The sequence below is a fragment of the Variovorax humicola genome, from assembly GCF_037889915.1.
Lineage (GTDB): Bacteria > Pseudomonadota > Gammaproteobacteria > Burkholderiales > Burkholderiaceae_C > Variovorax > Variovorax humicola.
In genome coordinates this window covers 111,149-126,163 of the sequence record NZ_JBBKZV010000003.1, presented here as the reverse complement: position 1 = coordinate 126,163, position 15,015 = coordinate 111,149, and the positions used below count along the sequence as shown (strand labels likewise).

The following is a 15,015-nucleotide window of genomic DNA, read 5'->3' as shown; positions in this document are numbered from 1 at the left end:
CAATTTATCCCTTTGCGTGCAATCGTGCAGACGGGCAAGATGGGCCTGATGCGCTCACCGCGGGCCGGCATGCCAACCTTCAAGACGATCGCGCTCACCGCGGCGGCGATGCTCGCCTTCGCGGCCAACTCGCTGTTGTGCCGCGCCGCGCTGCAGCACCGCGGCGTCGACCCGGCCAGCTTCGGCAGCATCCGGCTCGTGTCCGGTGCGATCGCGCTGGCCCTGATCGTCCGGATGCGCTCGCAGCCCGTGCTGCCCGACCCGGTCGACCGCATCGCACCGCTCATGCTGTTCGCCTATGTGGCCTGCTTCTCGTTTGCGTACCTCAGCCTGTCGGCCGGGACCGGCGCGCTGATTCTCTTCGGCGCGGTGCAGTTGACGATGTTCGGCGCGGGCCTGCGCGCAGGCGAGCGCTTCGACAAGGTCGCCCTCACCGGATTGGCGCTGGCCGTGGTCGGGCTGGTCTACCTCGTGTCGCCAGGCGTCACCGCGCCGCAGCCACTGGGCGCGGCGCTGATGGCCGCTGCCGGCGTGGCATGGGGCGTGTACTCGCTGCGCGGTCGTCGGGTGACCGATCCGCTGGCCGCCACCGCGCGCAATTTCGCCTGGGCGGCGCCGATGGCATTGCTGCTGAACATCGTGTTCATGGCGGACGCGCATGCGAACGCAAGCGGCATCGCGCTGGCCATTGCTTCCGGTGCGATTACATCGGGAGCAGGGTACGTGATCTGGTACGCCGCGCTATCCCATCTTTCCGCGATGCGCGCGGCCACGGTGCAGTTGTCGGTGCCGCTGATCGCTGCCTTGGGCGGGGCGCTGATGTTGACGGAAATCATCACGCCGCGCTTAATGGGTTCGTCCGCGGCGATCCTCGGCGGCATTGCGCTGGTGCTGTTCGCACGGTCTCCGACACGAAGGAGTGCCTGACTTGATGCATGTGACTTTCATCGGTGCCGGTGCCATTGCAAGCGAGGTGTTTACCCGGCTCGAGCCGTATCGGAACGCGCTGGAAATCACCGCCATCGTGCGCTCCGGCGCGGCCACTGCCTCCAGGGGGCGGGCCGTCGATTCGACCTGGCGTGGCGTGCCCGTGCATGCGGCGTTGCCCGGCCACGGGTACTGCGACCTCCTCATCGAGATGGCAGCGGATTCCGCCGTGCTCCAGCACGTGGTGCCGGCGTTGCGCAACGGCGTGCCTTGCTTCATCTGCTCGGTCGGTGCACTCGCGGCGCCGGAAGTGCAAGCCGCCGTGCGGGGCGCGGCGCAGCAAGGCGGCACCACGGCGCAACTCATGACCGGCGCCATCGGCGCACTGGACGCGCTGGCCGCCGCCGCGGTGGGTGGACTCGTCAGCGTGCACTACACCGGGCGCAAGCCACCGCGGGCGTGGGCGGGTACGCTCGCCGAGGCGAACGGGCCGCTCGACTCGCTCACATCGCCCACCATCATCTTCGAAGGCAACGCACGCGATGCCGCGCTGAAGTACCCGTTGAACGCCAATGTCGCGGCCACCGTTGCGCTTTCCGGCGTGGGGTTCGACAAGACACGCGTGACGCTTGTCGCCGACCCCTGCGTGGACTGCAACGTGCATCACATCGAAGCGGCGGGCTCGTTCGGCCGGCTCGACTTCTGCGCGCACAACCTGCCGTCGCCGGACAACCCCAAGACCTCGGCCATCGCGGCATGGAGCGTGGTGCGCGCGGTGCTCGACCGGGTCAGCGCGTTCCGGTCGTGACCCTCTGATTTCAGTTTTCCACCACGCTATCGCGTGATCCAAGCACGGCGAAGTCTGCTCGTGGCGCCCGCGGGGCTCGGCGCATGGGCGCCGCACGCATACGGCGCAAGGCATATGCGCCCTCGTCACCGGGCGCGAAGCCGCGAATCCGCATGAAGCCCGCGCAGCCTTGGCCTCGCTATTGCCCCACCACCGACCAACCTGCCTTCTGGTTGGACTTGTCGTTCTCGTATTCCCATCGGGTGCCGCAGGCGTCGCAGCGGTAGGTGGTGATGTTGACGTCTCGCTCGTCCTTGCGGCTCGACTGCTGTACCAGCTCGGCATGCCCCGGTGCCTTGCGCCAGTTGCGCTGGATGCCGGCGCAGCTGGCGCACAGCGCCATCTTCTTCTGGTCGGCCGCGCGGGCGGAGCGCTTGGGGTCGTTGGGATTCATGACAGTGCCGATCGACGGATCAATGATGGTGCCCGTGCACACCATGCACGTGCCGGTGCGCGATCTCTTCCTCGGAGGCGGCGCGCACCTCGGTCACCTTGAGGCTGAAGCGCAGTTCCATGCCGGCCAGTGGATGGTTGCCGTCGAGCAGCACCTTGTCGCCCTTGATCTTCATCACGGTGAAGACCTGCGGCTCGCCGCGGTCGTTGCGGCCTTCGAGCTGTCCGCCGACCTTCACGCCTGGCGGAAACTCCGACTTGGGGATGGTCCGTGTCAGCGATTCGTCGCGCTCGCCGAAGCCGTCTTCCGGCTTCAGCTCCAATGTGAGCTGATAGCCGGGCATGCGGCCATCGAGCGCGGCCTCGATCTTCGGCAGCGTGTTGCCGTAGCCGCCATGCAGGTAGACCATCGGGTCCTTGCTCTCCTCGATGAGCTTGCCCTTGGCGTCGGCGACTTTGTAGCGGAGGGTGACGACGGTGTCTTTTTCGATCTTCATGGGGATTCGGCAGAAATGCGATGGGCTCGATTCTCGCGCTTCACGCCGCAGGCATGGGCGGCTCCCTGTTACGGCGAATGAAACACCAGCATCGACCGCGCCGTCACCATGTATCGATGCCCTGGCCGGAAGACGTCTTCCTCCTGCGTCGCCAGCGCCGTGTCCAGAACGCGGGTCCAGATCTTTCCCCTGGCCCTGCCGCGCGCGGGCAGCCTGAATTCGAGTGCGCCTTCCCATGCGTTGAACACCATCAGCACGCTCGCGTCCGCCACCGGCTGTGGCAGCAGCGATCCGGGCACGCTGCCTTCCAGCAGCAGGCCGAAGCAGCGTGTGCGCGGATCGTGCCAGTGGGTCGCGTGCATCTCGGCGCCGTTGGGCAGGCGCCAGCTCGCGTCCTTCACTCGCGTGACCTCGCTGGCCTTGCCCGTCAGGAAGCGGTTGCGGCGCAGCACCGGGTAGGTCTTGCGCAAGTGGATGACGTGCTGCACGAACTGCTGGAGCGCCCTGTTGTGCGCTTCGCCTGCAGCCTGCCAATCGATCCAGCTGATTTCGTTGTCCTGGCAATAGGCGTTGTTGTTGCCTTGCTGCGTGCGGCCGAACTCGTCGCCGGCCAGCAGCATCGGCGTTCCTTGCGACAGCAGCAAGGTGGCGAGCAAGTTGCGTTGCTGGCGGGCGCGCAGCGCGAGCACTTCCTCGTCGTCCGTCGCGCCTTCGACCCCGCAGTTCCACGAGCGGTTGTGCGAGTGGCCGTCGCGGTTGTCCTCGCCATTGGCCTCGTTGTGCTTTTCGTTGTAGCTCACCAAGTCGGCCAGCGTGAAGCCGTCGTGCGCGGTGATGAAGTTGACGCTGGCCCATGGTCGCCGGCCGCGATGGTTGAAGCAGTCGCCGCTCGCGGTCAAGCACTGGGCCAGCGCAGGCGCCATGCCTTCGTCGCCCTTCCAGAAGGCACGGACGTTGTCGCGATACTTGTCGTTCCATTCGGCCCAGCCCGGCGGAAAGCGGCCTACTTGATAACCACCGGGCCCGATGTCCCACGGCTCGGCGATCAGCTTCACGCTGGAGAGCACCGGGTCCTGCCGACAACTGTCCAGAAAGCCACCGCCTTCGTCGAAGCCGTGCCACTCGCGCGCGAGGATCGTCGCCAGGTCGAAGCGAAAGCCATCGACGTGCATCTCCGTCACCCAGTAGCGCAAGCTGTCGGTCACCATCTGCAGCACGCGCGGGTGGCTCAGGTTGAGGGTGTTGCCGGTGCCGGTGTCATTGATGTAGTAGCGCGGCCCGGGCCCGTCATGATTGGGCATCAGGCGGTAGTAGCTTGCGTTGTCGATGCCCTTGAACGACAGCGTGGGGCCGAGTTCGTTGCCCTCGGGTGTGTGGTTGTAGACCACGTCGAGGATCACTTCGAGCCCATGCGCATGGAACCGGTCGACCATGTGCTTGAACTCGTCGATGTTCGGCCCGTCCATGTAGCGCTGGTCGAGCGCGAAGAAGCCGATGGTGTCGTAGCCCCAGAAGTTGGTCAGCCCCTTTTCGGTGAGGAAGGGCTGGTTCAGGAACATCTGGATCGGCAGCAACTCGACGCTGGTCACGCCCAGGTCGCGCATGGGACCGAGCACCTCGTCGCGCGCCAGTCCGGCGAAGGTGCCGCGCAGGTGCTCGGGCACGCCAGGGTGCTGCATCGTGAAGCCGCGAACATGGGTTTCGTAGAACACGGTCCGGTTCCAGGGAACGCGCACGGCGTCCGTCTGCGTCCACTGGAAGCGCGAGTCGACTACCACGCACTTGGGCATGAAAGGCGCACTGTCGCGCTCGTCGAAGCTCAGGTCGCCATCGGGGTGGCCGACGGTGTAGCCGAACAGCTCCGGCCCCCATTTCAGCTCGCCCTTGTGCGCCTTGGCATACGGGTCGAGCAGCAGCTTGTGGTGGTTGAAGCGGTGGCCTTTTTCCGGTTCGTAGGGGCCGTGCACGCGCAGGCCGTAGCGTGTGCCGGGCAGCAGGCCGGGCACGAAGCCGTGCCAAACCTCGTCGGTGTATTCGGGCAGCGTGATGGAGGCCGTCTCGACGGTGCCCGATTCGTCGTACAGGCACACCTGCACCCGGGTGGCGTGTGCGGAGAACACGGCGAAATTGACGCCCCGACCGGTGAACGTGGCGCCAAGCGGATGCGGTGCGCCTTCTTCGAGCGCATGGGAATGGCTGGGGTCTGTCATCGAGGCTCCAAGCAAAGAGCAGTACTTTGCGATATCGCGGCTGTCGCCGGCACGGAAAGCCTGCGGGACTTCTCGTAGGTGAACATCTTTTCTCCGCAATTGCCGTGCCCGCCCGATGCCATCCCGTGGAACAGGCCGTCTCGTTCGGATACGCGGCGCTGGCGAATCGGGACTACATTCGGCGCCCGGCAAATATCCGATGGTAGGGAGGAACGCTCAAGGCTGGCTGAGTGTTTGCCGACGGGCGGCCGGCCGCAATCGATTCCGCGGGTGCCCACGAACCTGGTTTCATGCGTCGCGGGTCATGCGACAGCGTGGTCGAAAACCGAAGTGAGGCCATGGACTCCTACAGGCAGGCGCCGCCGCAGCACCGCGCCGGTGACGGCACGTTGATGCAGCGGCCGGTGGACGCGCGAGCGCAATGGCCGTGATGAAAAGCCAGCCGGGGGCTCAGTGGTTGTCTCGCGGCACCCCGAAGGTCGCGTGGATCCGCTGGTACTTCACCGCCGGCTTCAGCACCATGCCTTCCGACAACTCGGCGACCACGCCGCGCTGGATCTCCTGCCATGGCGTCTGGCTCGGCGGGTATTTGTAGCCACCGGCCGCATCGAGCTTCTCCCGGCGCTGCTTGAGTTCTTCATCCGACACCAGCATGTTGGCCGTGCGTTTCTTCAGGTCGATGCGCACGCGGTCGCCGGTCTGCACCAGCGCCAGGTTGCCACCGGTCGCTGCCTCGGGTGAGGCATTGAGGATCGAGGGCGAACCCGAGGTGCCCGACTGCCGGCCGTCGCCGATGCAGGGGAGGGCGGTGATGCCCTTCTTCAGCAGGTAGTTCGGCGCGCGCATGTTCACCACCTCGGCCGCGCCCGGATAGCCGACCGGCCCGACGCCGCGCATGAACAGCACGCTGCGCTCGCCGATCTTCATCTTCGGATCGTCGATGCGGTGGTGGTAGTCCTCCGGGCCGTCGAACACGATGGCGGTGCCTTCGAAAGCCATCGGGTCTTTTTCATCCTCGAGATAGCGCTTCCTGAACTCGTCGGTGATCACGCTGGTCTTCATGATCGCGGAGTCGAACAGGTTGCCCTTGAGGTTGAGGAACCCGGCGTCCTTCTTCATCGGCTTGCTGTAGGCAAAGATCACCTTGCGGTCGCTGGTGAACCGGCCTTCGCAGTTGTCCTTGAGCGTCCTGCCGTTGGCCGTCATCGCGGGCTTGATCTTGTCCTTGGCGACGAGCTCGGCCACCACGGCGGGCACGCCGCCGGCGCGGTAGAAATCCTCGCCGAGGTATTCGCCGGCCGGCTGCAGGTTGACCAGCAGCGGCACCTTGTAGCCATGCTTTTCCCAGTCGTCGGTGGTGAGTTCCACGCCGATGTGCCGCGCAATCGCGTTCAGGTGAATCGGCGCATTGGTGGAGCCGCCGATCGCCGAGTTCACGACGATCGCATTCTCGAAGGCTTCGCGCGTGAGGATGTCGGAAGGCTTGAGGTTCTCGCGCACCATCTCGACGATGCGCTTGCCCGTCATGTAGGCCATCTCTTGCCGATCGCGGTATGGCGCCGGAATTGCCGCGCTGCCGGGCAGCGTCAGGCCGAGCGCCTCGGCCAGCGAGTTCATCGTCGAGGCCGTGCCCATCGTGTTGCAGTGGCCGGTCGACGGCGCCGATGAAGCCACCAGCTTCAGGAAGCCCTCGTAGCCGATCTCGCCCGCCGCCATCAGCTCGCGCGCCTTCCACACGATGGTGCCGGAGCCGGTGCGCTCGCCGTTGTACCAGCCGTTGAGCATCGGCCCGGCATTCAGCGCAATGGCTGGGATGTCGACCGTCGCCGCCGCCATGATCTGCGCTGGCGTGGTCTTGTCGCAGCCGGTGGTCAGCACCACCCCGTCGATCGGGTAGCCGTAGAGGATCTCGACCAGCGACAGGTATTGCAGGTTGCGGTCGAGCGACGCGGTGGGCCGCTTGCAGGTCTCCTGGATCGGATGGATCGGAAACTCGAACGCCACGCCGCCCGCGTCGCGAACGCCTTCGCGCACGCGCTCCGCCAGCACCAGGTGATGGCGATTGCAGGGCGCGATGTCCGAGCCGGTTTGCGCAATGCCGATGATCGGCCGGCCCGACTGCAGCTCGTCGAAGCTCAAGCCGAAGTTCATCGTGCGCTCGAGGTAGAGCGCGGTCATGTCCGCGTTGTCGGGGTTGTCGAACCAGGCTTGCGAGCGCAGCCCGGTCGGCTTGCCCTGTTTCGGCTTGGCCTTCGAATCCTTGGTTGCCTTGTTCTTCTTGTCGGTCTTGTCGGATTTCATCAGTTCATTCCCTTCAGGGTTTCGTTCGCATTGGGGAGCGCGGCGCAATCGTGGATGTACTGCCGGATGATGTCGGCGAAGTTGTCGTGCGGATGCAGGCCCAGCTTGCCCGCGCGCGCGGCCGTCGCGCCCGTGGGCCAATTGGCCACGATGCCGGCGATGCGCTCGTCGCGCTCGAAGCGCACCAGCCCGCGCACCTTGGCGCCGGCGACTTCCTCCAGCGCGTCGAGCATGTCACCCACGCGCACGTTGATCGACGGCAGGTTCAGCGCGAGCCGGCCTTCGAAGGCCTCGCGGCTCGCTTCATAGACGGCGATCAGCCCGTCGATGGTCCGGCCGGGCGACGACATCGGATGCGACACATCGGGCGACACCGGGCATATCGCTTCCACGCCCGCCAGCGGCTCGCGGATGATCCCGCTGAAGAACGATGAGGCCGCGCCGTTGGGCCGTCCCGGACGCACCGTCACCGTCATCAGGCGCGCGGCGCGGCCATCGACGTAGCCCTTGCGCGTGTAGTCGGCGATGAGGTGCTCGCAGATGAGCTTCTGCACGCCGTACGAAGTCTGCGGCGCCGGCAACGTGTCGTCGGCCACCAGCTTGGGCATCGGCACGGCCGCATCCGGCCCGAACACCGCCACCGAGCTGGAAAACACGAATCGCGGCACCTTGCCGCCGGCGGCGACGTTGGCGCGGATCGCATCGAGCAGCGCACGCGTGCTGTCGAGGTTGGAGCGCATGCCGAGGTCGAAGTCGAGCTCGCATTCGCCCGACACGGCCGATGCCAGGTGAAAGATGCCGTCGAAGGCCTCGGTGCGCAACGCATCGGTCTGCGTCAGCAGCGGACCGGTGCGGGCCTCGACGCGGGTGTCGGCCAGCAGGTCGACCGGGGGCGGTGCGATGTCGGTCAGCACGACGCGGTCGATCTGCTGCCCGGCCAGCGTGCCGCGTTTCAGCAGTGTGCGGGCAAGCCGGGCGCCGACGAAACCGCCGCCGCCCGTGATCATCAGTTTCATGGGGTCTCCTTCAGACGATGGGTTGCCTTGGCGGCGGCCTGTCGGCGCCTGCCATGAATGATTCCGCCCTCGACGAGCCGTTGCTCGCCGCGGATCAGGTGTTCGTTCGCGCGATGGCGTGCAGCGACCGGGTCGTGTGCCGCGATGGCTTCGTAGATGGCCCGGTGTTCGGCCTGCACGGCCACCATGAAATCGGCTCGCCGCGCCTCGTTGCCGCGCGTGATGCGCATGCCCTCGCGTAGGTACTGCTCCAGAAACCCGAGCAGGAGGCGGAACTGCGGGTTGCCGGTCGATTCACCGATGACCCGATGAAACTCAAGGTCTTCCGCCACGCCGTCGCGCCCCGCGGCCACGGCATCGTCGATGCTCTTGAGCGCGCGGCGCAAGGCGGCGATCTGGCTGCGCGTGGCCCGCTCCGCGGCCAGCGCGGCGATCTCGCCTTCCAGTACGCGCCGCACTTCGACCACATGCACCACCGATTGCACCGAGTCCAGCACGGTCGGGTCGAACGCCAGTGGCTGGTTGACCGGGCTCGGCGCCACGAACACGCCCGAGCCCTGGCGCGACTGCACCATCGCCCTGGACTTGAGCTGGTGCACCGCCTCGCGCACCACCGTGCGCGACACGCCATGCGCCAACGCCAGCTGCTGTTCGGTAGGCAGCCGGTCACCTGGGCGAAGCGTGCCTGAATCGATCTGTGCGCTCAGTCGCGCCGCCAGCCGGTCTGACAGGCGATCGACGGTGAGCGGGGGAGGGTCTGAAAGGGCAGAGGTCCGCATGGAGGCGGAGGATATGGACGTAGTTATGTGGTCATCATACAAATTTCTGGGGGTTAGTGCGTAACGGTTTGCCCTGATAGCGCTGCCATGCTGCACCGCCAATACTGCGCGGCTGCGATGCAGCTCCTCTGCGTCGGCGTTGGTTTGCGAACTTTCAGGACTCAGTGCATGGCCAGTGTCACGATCCAGGCGGTCAAGAAGAATTTCGGCGATGTGCCCATCCTTCATGGTGTGGACATCGACATCAAGGACGGCTCCTTCACCGTGCTGGTGGGCCCTTCGGGCTGCGGCAAGTCCACGTTGCTGCGCATGATCGCGGGGCTGGAACAAATCAACGGCGGCGAAATCCGCATCGGCGACAAGCGCGTCAACGACCTCCCGCCCAAGGAACGCGACATCGCGATGGTGTTCCAGAACTACGCGTTGTATCCGCACATGACGGTGCGCGACAACATGGCTTTCGCGCTGGCACTCGCCAAGGCCGACAAGGCCACCATCGACTCGAAGGTGAAGCGCGCCGCCGAGATCCTCGCGCTCCTGCCCTTGCTGGACCGCTTTCCGCGCCAACTCTCGGGCGGCCAGCGCCAGCGCGTTGCCATGGGCCGCGCCATCGTGCGGGATCCGCAGGTGTTCCTGTTCGACGAACCGCTTTCCAACCTCGACGCCAAGCTGCGTGTGGCCATGCGCAGCGAAATCAAGGAGCTGCACCAGCGCCTGAAAACCACGTCAATCTACGTCACGCACGACCAGATCGAGGCCATGACCATGGGCGACAAGATCGTGGTGATGCGCGACGGCCGCATTGAGCAGACCGGCAGCCCGCTCGAACTCTACGACCATCCGGCCAACCAGTTCGTCGCCGGCTTCATCGGCTCGCCGGCGATGAACTTCCTGCCCGGCACCTTGCGCCGCAACGGCAGCGGCGCCTACGTGGAACTGAGCGACGGCACGCGGCTCGACGCGCCCGTGCACGCGGGCGGCAGCGACGGCCAGTCGGTCGTCTACGGCACCCGGCCCGAGCATCTTTCGCTGGCGGATTCAGGCGGCATTCCTTCGCAGGTCGTCGTGATGGAGCCGACCGGCATGGACACCTTCGTCGCCTGCCGCCATGAAGGCGCCGACCTCTCCGCCGTGTTCCGCGAGCGCTACGACTTCGCGCCCGGCAGCACGATCCTGCTGCAACCCGACCTGCAGCGCGCACATCTCTTCGATGCAAGCACGGGGCAGACGCTCGTTGCTTGACTCGACAGACTGACTTCCGCCGACCGGCCCGTTCAAACCTAGGAGACGAAATCCATGAGTGACTTCAACAACCGACGCAAGATCCTGAAAGGCTCGGCCGGGCTGGCCGCCGCGGCCACTGTCGGCACCGGCACCGCGCTGTTCTCCTCGCTGGCGCAGGCGCAGACCATCAGCTTCAAGCCCGAGAAGGACGCCAAGCTGCGCGTGCTGCGCTGGAGCCGATTCGTGCAGGGCGACATCGACGCCTACATGGCGAACGTCAAGAAGTTCCAGGACACCACCGGCATCGAGGTCCGTGTGGACAACGAAGGCTGGGAAGACGTGCGTCCGAAGGCCGCCGTGGCCGCAAATACCGGTGCCGGCCCCGACATCATCCTGTCGACCAACGACGACGCCAATCTCTACCCTGACAAGCTGCTCGACTGCACCGACCTGGCCGAATACCTCGGCAAGAAATACGGCGGCTGGTACCCGGCCGGGGAAGCCTTCATGCGCCCCGACGGCAAGAAGTGGCTGGGCCTGCCGCTCGGCGCCTCGGGCTCGCTCATGGTGTATCGCGAAAGCATGCTCAAGGCGGCCGGCTTCGACACCTTCCCGAAGAACACCGACGACTTCCTCAGGATGCACAAGGCGCTCAAGGAAAAGGGCACCCCCGGCGGCATGGCGCTCGGCAACGCGACCGGCGACAGCGTGTGGACCAACTGGCTGATCTGGGCCTTCGGCGGCAAGCTGGTCGACAAGAGCAACAAGGTCGTCATCGACAGCCCCGAGACACTGAAGGCGCTCGAGTACGCCAAGGAGCTGTATGCCAACTTCATCCCCGGCACGCTGTCGTGGCTTGATCCGAACAACAACAAGGCCTTCCTCGACGGCCAGATCAGCGTCACCAACAACGGCATCTCGATCTACTACGCCGCCCGCAATTCGCCCGACCCGAAGGTCAAGGAAATGGCCGCCGACATCAACCACGCGGTGTTCCCGATCGGGCCGGTCGGCGTGCCCACGGAGTCGCACCTGTTCTTCAACCAGATGATCATGAAGTACACCAAGTATCCGCAGGCCTCGAAGGAGTTCCTGCGCTTCATGATGGAGAAGGAACAGTTCGATCCGTGGCTCCAGGGCGGTGGCGGCTATGTCGCGCAGCCGTTGCGTTATTACGAGAACAACCCGATCTGGACCTCCGACCCGAAGAACACGCCCTACCGCGACTCGGTCAAGAACCTGCGCCCGGCCGGCTACGACGGCAAGCTCGGCTATGCCTCGGCCGGCGCCGCAGCGGACTTCATCGTGCCGAACATGGTGGCCGAGGCCGCGAGCGGTGCCAAGACGCCGAAGGAAGCCGCCGAACGCGCGCAGAAACGCGCCGAGCGGTACTACAAGGTCTGACCTCCTCGCCGATCGGACCGGGTCGTCGAAGCCATTCGACTGGCCCGGCGAGCGGCCTCCGAACCCCATCATGACTCTACTGGCCAGATTCCAGAACAGCCGCAACGCCCTCGGCTTCATGTTCATGTTGCCGGCGGCGCTGTTGCTGCTGCTATTCCTGACCTATCCGCTCGGACTGGGCACGTACCTCGGCTTCACCGATGCCAAGGTCGGCCGGGGCGGCGAATGGATCGGGCTGGAGAACTACGAGTTCCTGTGGGGCGACGCCGTCACGCGGCTCGCCCTTTTCAACACGCTCTTCTACACGGCAGTGGCAAGCGTGTTCAAGTTCATGCTGGGCTTGTGGCTCGCGTTGCTGCTGAACAAGAACATCCGTTTCAAGACCTTTTTCCGCGCGGTGATCCTGCTGCCGTACATCGTGCCCACGGCGCTGTCGGCGATTGCGTTCTGGTGGATCTACGACTCGCAGTTCTCGATCATCAGCTGGGCGCTGGTGAAGATGGGCCTGATCGATACCTACATCGACTTCCTCGGCACGCCCTGGAATGCGCGCATCGCGGTGATCATCGCCAACGTGTGGCGTGGCGTGCCCTTTGTGGCCATCACCTTGCTGGCCGGGCTGCAAACCATCTCGCCCTCGTACTACGAAGCCTCGGCCATCGACGGCGCGACACCCTGGCAGCAGTTCCGCCATGTGACGATGCCGCTGCTCACGCCGATCATCGCGGTGGTGATGACCTTCTCGGTGCTGTTCACCTTCACGGACTTCCAGCTCATCTACGTCATCACGCGCGGTGGTCCGCTGAACGCCACGCACCTGATGGCCACGCTGTCGTTCCAGCGCGCGATCTCGGGCGGTGCACTGGGCGAAGGCGCGGCCATTGCGATCGCCATGGTGCCGTTCCTGCTGGCCTGCGTGATGTTCAGTTTCTTCGGCCTGCAGCGCCGTGCATGGCAACAAGGCGGATCCGACAAATGAGCGGCAAACCAGGCCAGGTCGACACCGTCGGCATGAGCTTCCTCGATACCTTGCCACGCAAGGCCGTGACGGTCTATTTGCCGCTCGTCGTCTTCCTGATCGTGCTGCTGTTCCCGTTCTACTGGATGGCGATCACGGCGGTGAAGCCCGAGCCCGAGCTGCTCTCGCGCGAAGGCAATCCGTTCTGGGTCATCCACCCGACGCTGGCGCACTTCCACAAGCTGCTGTTCCAAACTTCGTACCCACAGTGGTTGTGGAACACGGTGCTGGTTTCGGTGGTGTCGACCTTCGCCTCGCTCGCGGCGTCGGTGTTCGCGGCCTACGCCATCGAGCGGCTGCGTTTCAAGGGTGCGAAGCACGTCGGCCTGTCGATCTTCCTGGCGTACCTGGTGCCGCCATCGATCCTGTTCATTCCGCTGGCCAACGTGGTTTTCAACCTCGGCTTGTTCGACACGCGCTGGGCGTTGATCCTCACCTATCCGACTTTCCTGATCCCGTTCTGCACCTGGCTGCTGATGGGCTACTTCCGCTCCATCCCGGCCGAGCTGGAAGAGTGCGCGCTGATCGATGGAGCCAATCGCTGGCAGATCCTCGTGAAGATCGTGCTGCCGCTCGCGGTCCCGGGCCTGATCTCGGCCGGCATCTTCGCGTTCACGCTGTCGTGGAATGAATTCATCTACGCGTTGACCTTCATCTCGTCGTCGGAGGTCAAGACGCTGCCGGTCGGCGTTGTCACGGAACTGGTACAGGGCGATGTCTACCAATGGGGCCCATTGATGGCCGGCGCCTTGCTGGGTTCGCTGCCGGTAGCCTTCATCTATTCGTTCTTCGTCGAATACTACGTGTCGGGCATGACAGGGTCGGTCAAGGAGTAGCGCTCACGCAGGCGCATGACCTTCTTGCCCGCCGCGGCGCAGCAGAGCCGCCCGCGAGCGCCATCTCCATCGATTCGAAGCCCGCCGCCGCGGTCATCTCGCAAGCCGTGGCGCATGACTGGGCATGGGGCCCGGTCAAGGGCAGCGACCACCTGCTGCGGCGCGCGTTCAACGACGTCTGCGCGCTGCAGTTCGAAGACGGCAGCCAGCGCAAGCAGGTCGACCTGCTGAGTTCCTGGGAGTCGTTGCAGACGCCCGCTTGACGTGGAACACTGCACCGACACGTCGCGGGTGAGCAGGGAGCCACAAGCCCAATGGGCGGCACGGAAGGGTGCACTCCATGAACTCGTCACACGTCCCTTTTTGCGCCCGGATCCGCCTCAAGAAGGGCGTTCTGCCCCGTGTGCGCGAATGGGCTGCGCACATGGCAGCACATCGTGCCGAAGCCTTGCAGCGGCTGGTTGTCGAAGGGGTGTCGATCGAGTCGGTGTTTCTCGACATCACGCTCGAAGGCGATTTCCTCGTGTACTACATGCGTGCCGCCTCGCACGAAGAAGCCCACCGCATGGTTACGCAATCCGCAGCCGAACTTGACCAGTACCACAAGGTCTTCCAGCGCGAGACCTGGGGTGCCGCGCAACGGCTTGAGCTGCTTCTGGATTTGCGCCGCGATACGAGTTGATGCGCTACTGACGCTGCACAAGTTCCTGGACATCCGCGAACGCGGGACAGCGCCAGTTCAGCAACTCCGCCAGTCGCCGCACAACCCACGTGGCCTCGGCCGCGGACACGCCCGACTCCACCGTGAGCAGCCCGTCTCGGCAACGGTGCAGGATCTCGTCTTCGGAAGGCACGGCGACGTGGTGCAGCAATCGCGCCTGTTCGATGAGGTGCGTTGCCAGGTCTTCGCACAACTCGTAGCGCGCTCGCACGATGGCGATCGGCTCGCACAGGCGCTGGCGCGCGTCCGTGTACACGGCAAAGAAAGACGGCGGAATGTCGATCTGGTAGTCGTCCGACATGGAACCCTTCAGAAGATGTTCACCAACGTTGCAACGGCAAAGTGCCGGGCTCGGCGTCCCGGCGCTGCGGCAGTGTCTGCGCCCGGTGATATTGCACAAACATGCACCGCAGAAGTGCAGGTTCGGTGCGGTCGTGACTTTATGCACGGACGAGATACAGCCGCTCGCTTACAAACAGTGCTCACAGTTGCATTTTGAAAGAAATACCTTGGTTGCCAACGGCATTGCATTGATCGTGGAGGAACCCGCTCCCGGTCAGTTTTACTGGGTGCTTGAAGAACAGCGGATCCGCTCCGCGCGGGACCCCCAGTTGGAACGGGCAGAACGCCCCATGCCCAGCTATGGCTTGGCCGTGATGGCCGGCATGGCCGCGCTCGAGCAGCGCTCCGGCGTGGCGCTCGGCCGCCAAGGGCGGATTTCGGAGCATGCCGCCATGGATTTCGGTCCGACCACCGTCGCCGGGAATCTTTAAGTCTTGCCCCAGTCTCCGCGCATTTCATCCGCACCTGCCATCACCTGCGGGAAGTAACGCAGCAGTTCG

Annotated in this window: 16 protein-coding genes; 9 read left to right on the top strand and 7 right to left on the bottom strand. The window is 65.1% G+C overall.

Going from position 1 to position 15,015, the window contains the following annotated elements; all coding sequences use genetic code 11:
- The first annotated feature begins 48 nt into the window (after positions 1-48).
- Together WKW80_RS07515 and WKW80_RS07510 are read left to right on the top strand one after the other, a co-directional pair.
- Positions 49-927 (top strand): DMT family transporter, encoded by an 879-nt coding sequence (locus tag WKW80_RS07515; protein ID WP_422822876.1) that lies wholly within the window; start codon positions 49-51, stop codon positions 925-927.
- A 4-nt stretch (positions 928-931) separates the two neighbouring features.
- Positions 932-1,735, top strand: coding sequence for an aspartate dehydrogenase (locus tag WKW80_RS07510; RefSeq protein WP_340363172.1), 804 nt, complete (start codon positions 932-934; stop codon positions 1,733-1,735).
- Between the two features lie 178 nt (positions 1,736-1,913).
- Here the strand turns inward: WKW80_RS07510 and WKW80_RS07505 are convergent, their stop codons facing one another.
- The 6 genes from WKW80_RS07505 to WKW80_RS07480 form a co-directional block, all read right to left on the bottom strand.
- Positions 1,914-2,168 carry a hypothetical protein gene (locus WKW80_RS07505; protein WP_340362932.1) on the bottom strand — a complete coding sequence of 85 codons (255 nt, stop codon included), beginning with the start codon at positions 2,166-2,168 and terminating at the stop codon, positions 1,914-1,916.
- Positions 2,169-2,187: 19 nt separating this feature from the next.
- Positions 2,188-2,664: an FKBP-type peptidyl-prolyl cis-trans isomerase gene (locus WKW80_RS07500; protein WP_340362931.1), complete on the bottom strand. Its 477-nt coding sequence runs from the start codon at positions 2,662-2,664 to the stop codon at positions 2,188-2,190.
- A 68-nt stretch (positions 2,665-2,732) separates the two neighbouring features.
- Positions 2,733-4,874 carry a glycogen debranching protein GlgX gene (glgX, locus tag WKW80_RS07495; RefSeq protein ID WP_340362930.1) on the bottom strand — a complete coding sequence of 714 codons (2,142 nt, stop codon included), beginning with the start codon at positions 4,872-4,874 and terminating at the stop codon, positions 2,733-2,735.
- A gap of 450 nt (positions 4,875-5,324) precedes the next feature.
- A complete protein-coding gene (locus WKW80_RS07490) occupies positions 5,325-7,175 on the bottom strand; it encodes an IlvD/Edd family dehydratase (protein ID WP_340362929.1) in 1,851 nt (616 codons plus the stop codon).
- Positions 7,175-8,191, bottom strand: coding sequence for a D-erythronate dehydrogenase (gene denD, locus WKW80_RS07485; protein WP_340362928.1), 1,017 nt, complete (start codon positions 8,189-8,191; stop codon positions 7,175-7,177). The genes WKW80_RS07490 and denD overlap by 1 nt, the downstream gene beginning before the upstream one ends.
- Positions 8,188-8,970 (bottom strand): FadR/GntR family transcriptional regulator, encoded by a 783-nt coding sequence (locus WKW80_RS07480; RefSeq protein WP_340362927.1) that lies wholly within the window; start codon positions 8,968-8,970, stop codon positions 8,188-8,190. Before WKW80_RS07480 ends, denD begins: the two co-directional genes overlap by 4 nt.
- 168 nt (positions 8,971-9,138) lie before the next feature.
- Here WKW80_RS07480 and WKW80_RS07475 point away from each other — a divergent pair, with 168 nt between their 5' ends.
- The 6 genes from WKW80_RS07475 to WKW80_RS07450 all read left to right on the top strand — a co-directional run bounded on the left by WKW80_RS07475 (position 9,139) and on the right by WKW80_RS07450 (position 14,134).
- Positions 9,139-10,212, top strand: a complete 1,074-nt coding sequence (locus tag WKW80_RS07475; RefSeq protein ID WP_340362926.1) for an ABC transporter ATP-binding protein — start codon at positions 9,139-9,141, stop codon at positions 10,210-10,212.
- 54 nt (positions 10,213-10,266) lie between these two features.
- Complete coding sequence (locus tag WKW80_RS07470) at positions 10,267-11,598, top strand: ABC transporter substrate-binding protein (RefSeq protein WP_340362925.1); 1,332 nt, start codon at positions 10,267-10,269, stop codon at positions 11,596-11,598.
- 70 nt (positions 11,599-11,668) lie between these two features.
- On the top strand, positions 11,669-12,577 hold the full coding sequence (locus tag WKW80_RS07465; RefSeq protein ID WP_340362924.1) for a carbohydrate ABC transporter permease: 909 nt from the start codon (positions 11,669-11,671) through the stop codon (positions 12,575-12,577).
- Positions 12,574-13,452: a carbohydrate ABC transporter permease gene (locus WKW80_RS07460; RefSeq protein WP_340362923.1), complete on the top strand. Its 879-nt coding sequence runs from the start codon at positions 12,574-12,576 to the stop codon at positions 13,450-13,452. Before WKW80_RS07465 ends, WKW80_RS07460 begins: the two co-directional genes overlap by 4 nt.
- Before the next feature lie 107 nt (positions 13,453-13,559).
- A complete protein-coding gene (locus tag WKW80_RS07455) occupies positions 13,560-13,715 on the top strand; it encodes a hypothetical protein (RefSeq protein ID WP_340362922.1) in 156 nt (51 codons plus the stop codon).
- 77 nt (positions 13,716-13,792) lie between these two features.
- Positions 13,793-14,134, top strand: coding sequence for a DUF6176 family protein (locus WKW80_RS07450; protein ID WP_340362921.1), 342 nt, complete (start codon positions 13,793-13,795; stop codon positions 14,132-14,134).
- 4 nt (positions 14,135-14,138) lie between these two features.
- Here WKW80_RS07450 and WKW80_RS07445 read toward each other — a convergent pair whose 3' ends face one another.
- Positions 14,139-14,474 (bottom strand): hypothetical protein, encoded by a 336-nt coding sequence (locus tag WKW80_RS07445; RefSeq protein ID WP_340362920.1) that lies wholly within the window; start codon positions 14,472-14,474, stop codon positions 14,139-14,141.
- Between WKW80_RS07445 and WKW80_RS07440 the strand changes: the two genes are divergently transcribed.
- Entirely contained in the window at positions 14,473-14,946 is a 474-nt protein-coding gene (locus WKW80_RS07440; protein ID WP_340362919.1) for a hypothetical protein, read from the top strand. The genes WKW80_RS07445 and WKW80_RS07440 overlap by 2 nt on opposite strands.
- The last annotated feature ends 69 nt before the right edge of the window (positions 14,947-15,015 follow it).

Excerpts from the sequence above, each read along its gene's own strand:
- WKW80_RS07515 (WP_422822876.1), top strand. The coding sequence starts at position 49 with ATGCGCTCACCGCGGGCCGGCATGCCAACCTTCAAGACGATCGCGCTC.
- WKW80_RS07480 (WP_340362927.1), bottom strand. The coding sequence starts at position 8,970 with ATGCGGACCTCTGCCCTTTCAGACCCTCCCCCGCTCACCGTCGATCGC.
- WKW80_RS07500 (WP_340362931.1), bottom strand. The coding sequence starts at position 2,664 with ATGAAGATCGAAAAAGACACCGTCGTCACCCTCCGCTACAAAGTCGCC.
- WKW80_RS07465 (WP_340362924.1), top strand. The coding sequence starts at position 11,669 with ATGACTCTACTGGCCAGATTCCAGAACAGCCGCAACGCCCTCGGCTTC.
- WKW80_RS07470 (WP_340362925.1), top strand. The coding sequence starts at position 10,267 with ATGAGTGACTTCAACAACCGACGCAAGATCCTGAAAGGCTCGGCCGGG.
- WKW80_RS07490 (WP_340362929.1), bottom strand. The coding sequence starts at position 7,175 with ATGAAATCCGACAAGACCGACAAGAAGAACAAGGCAACCAAGGATTCG.
- WKW80_RS07445 (WP_340362920.1), bottom strand. The coding sequence starts at position 14,474 with ATGTCGGACGACTACCAGATCGACATTCCGCCGTCTTTCTTTGCCGTG.
- WKW80_RS07510 (WP_340363172.1), top strand. The coding sequence starts at position 932 with ATGCATGTGACTTTCATCGGTGCCGGTGCCATTGCAAGCGAGGTGTTT.
- WKW80_RS07450 (WP_340362921.1), top strand. The coding sequence starts at position 13,793 with ATGAACTCGTCACACGTCCCTTTTTGCGCCCGGATCCGCCTCAAGAAG.
- WKW80_RS07440 (WP_340362919.1), top strand. The coding sequence starts at position 14,473 with ATGGAACCCTTCAGAAGATGTTCACCAACGTTGCAACGGCAAAGTGCC.
- WKW80_RS07505 (WP_340362932.1), bottom strand. The coding sequence starts at position 2,168 with ATGAATCCCAACGACCCCAAGCGCTCCGCCCGCGCGGCCGACCAGAAG.
- WKW80_RS07460 (WP_340362923.1), top strand. The coding sequence starts at position 12,574 with ATGAGCGGCAAACCAGGCCAGGTCGACACCGTCGGCATGAGCTTCCTC.
- WKW80_RS07475 (WP_340362926.1), top strand. The coding sequence starts at position 9,139 with ATGGCCAGTGTCACGATCCAGGCGGTCAAGAAGAATTTCGGCGATGTG.
- denD (WP_340362928.1), bottom strand. The coding sequence starts at position 8,191 with ATGAAACTGATGATCACGGGCGGCGGCGGTTTCGTCGGCGCCCGGCTT.
- glgX (WP_340362930.1), bottom strand. The coding sequence starts at position 4,874 with ATGACAGACCCCAGCCATTCCCATGCGCTCGAAGAAGGCGCACCGCAT.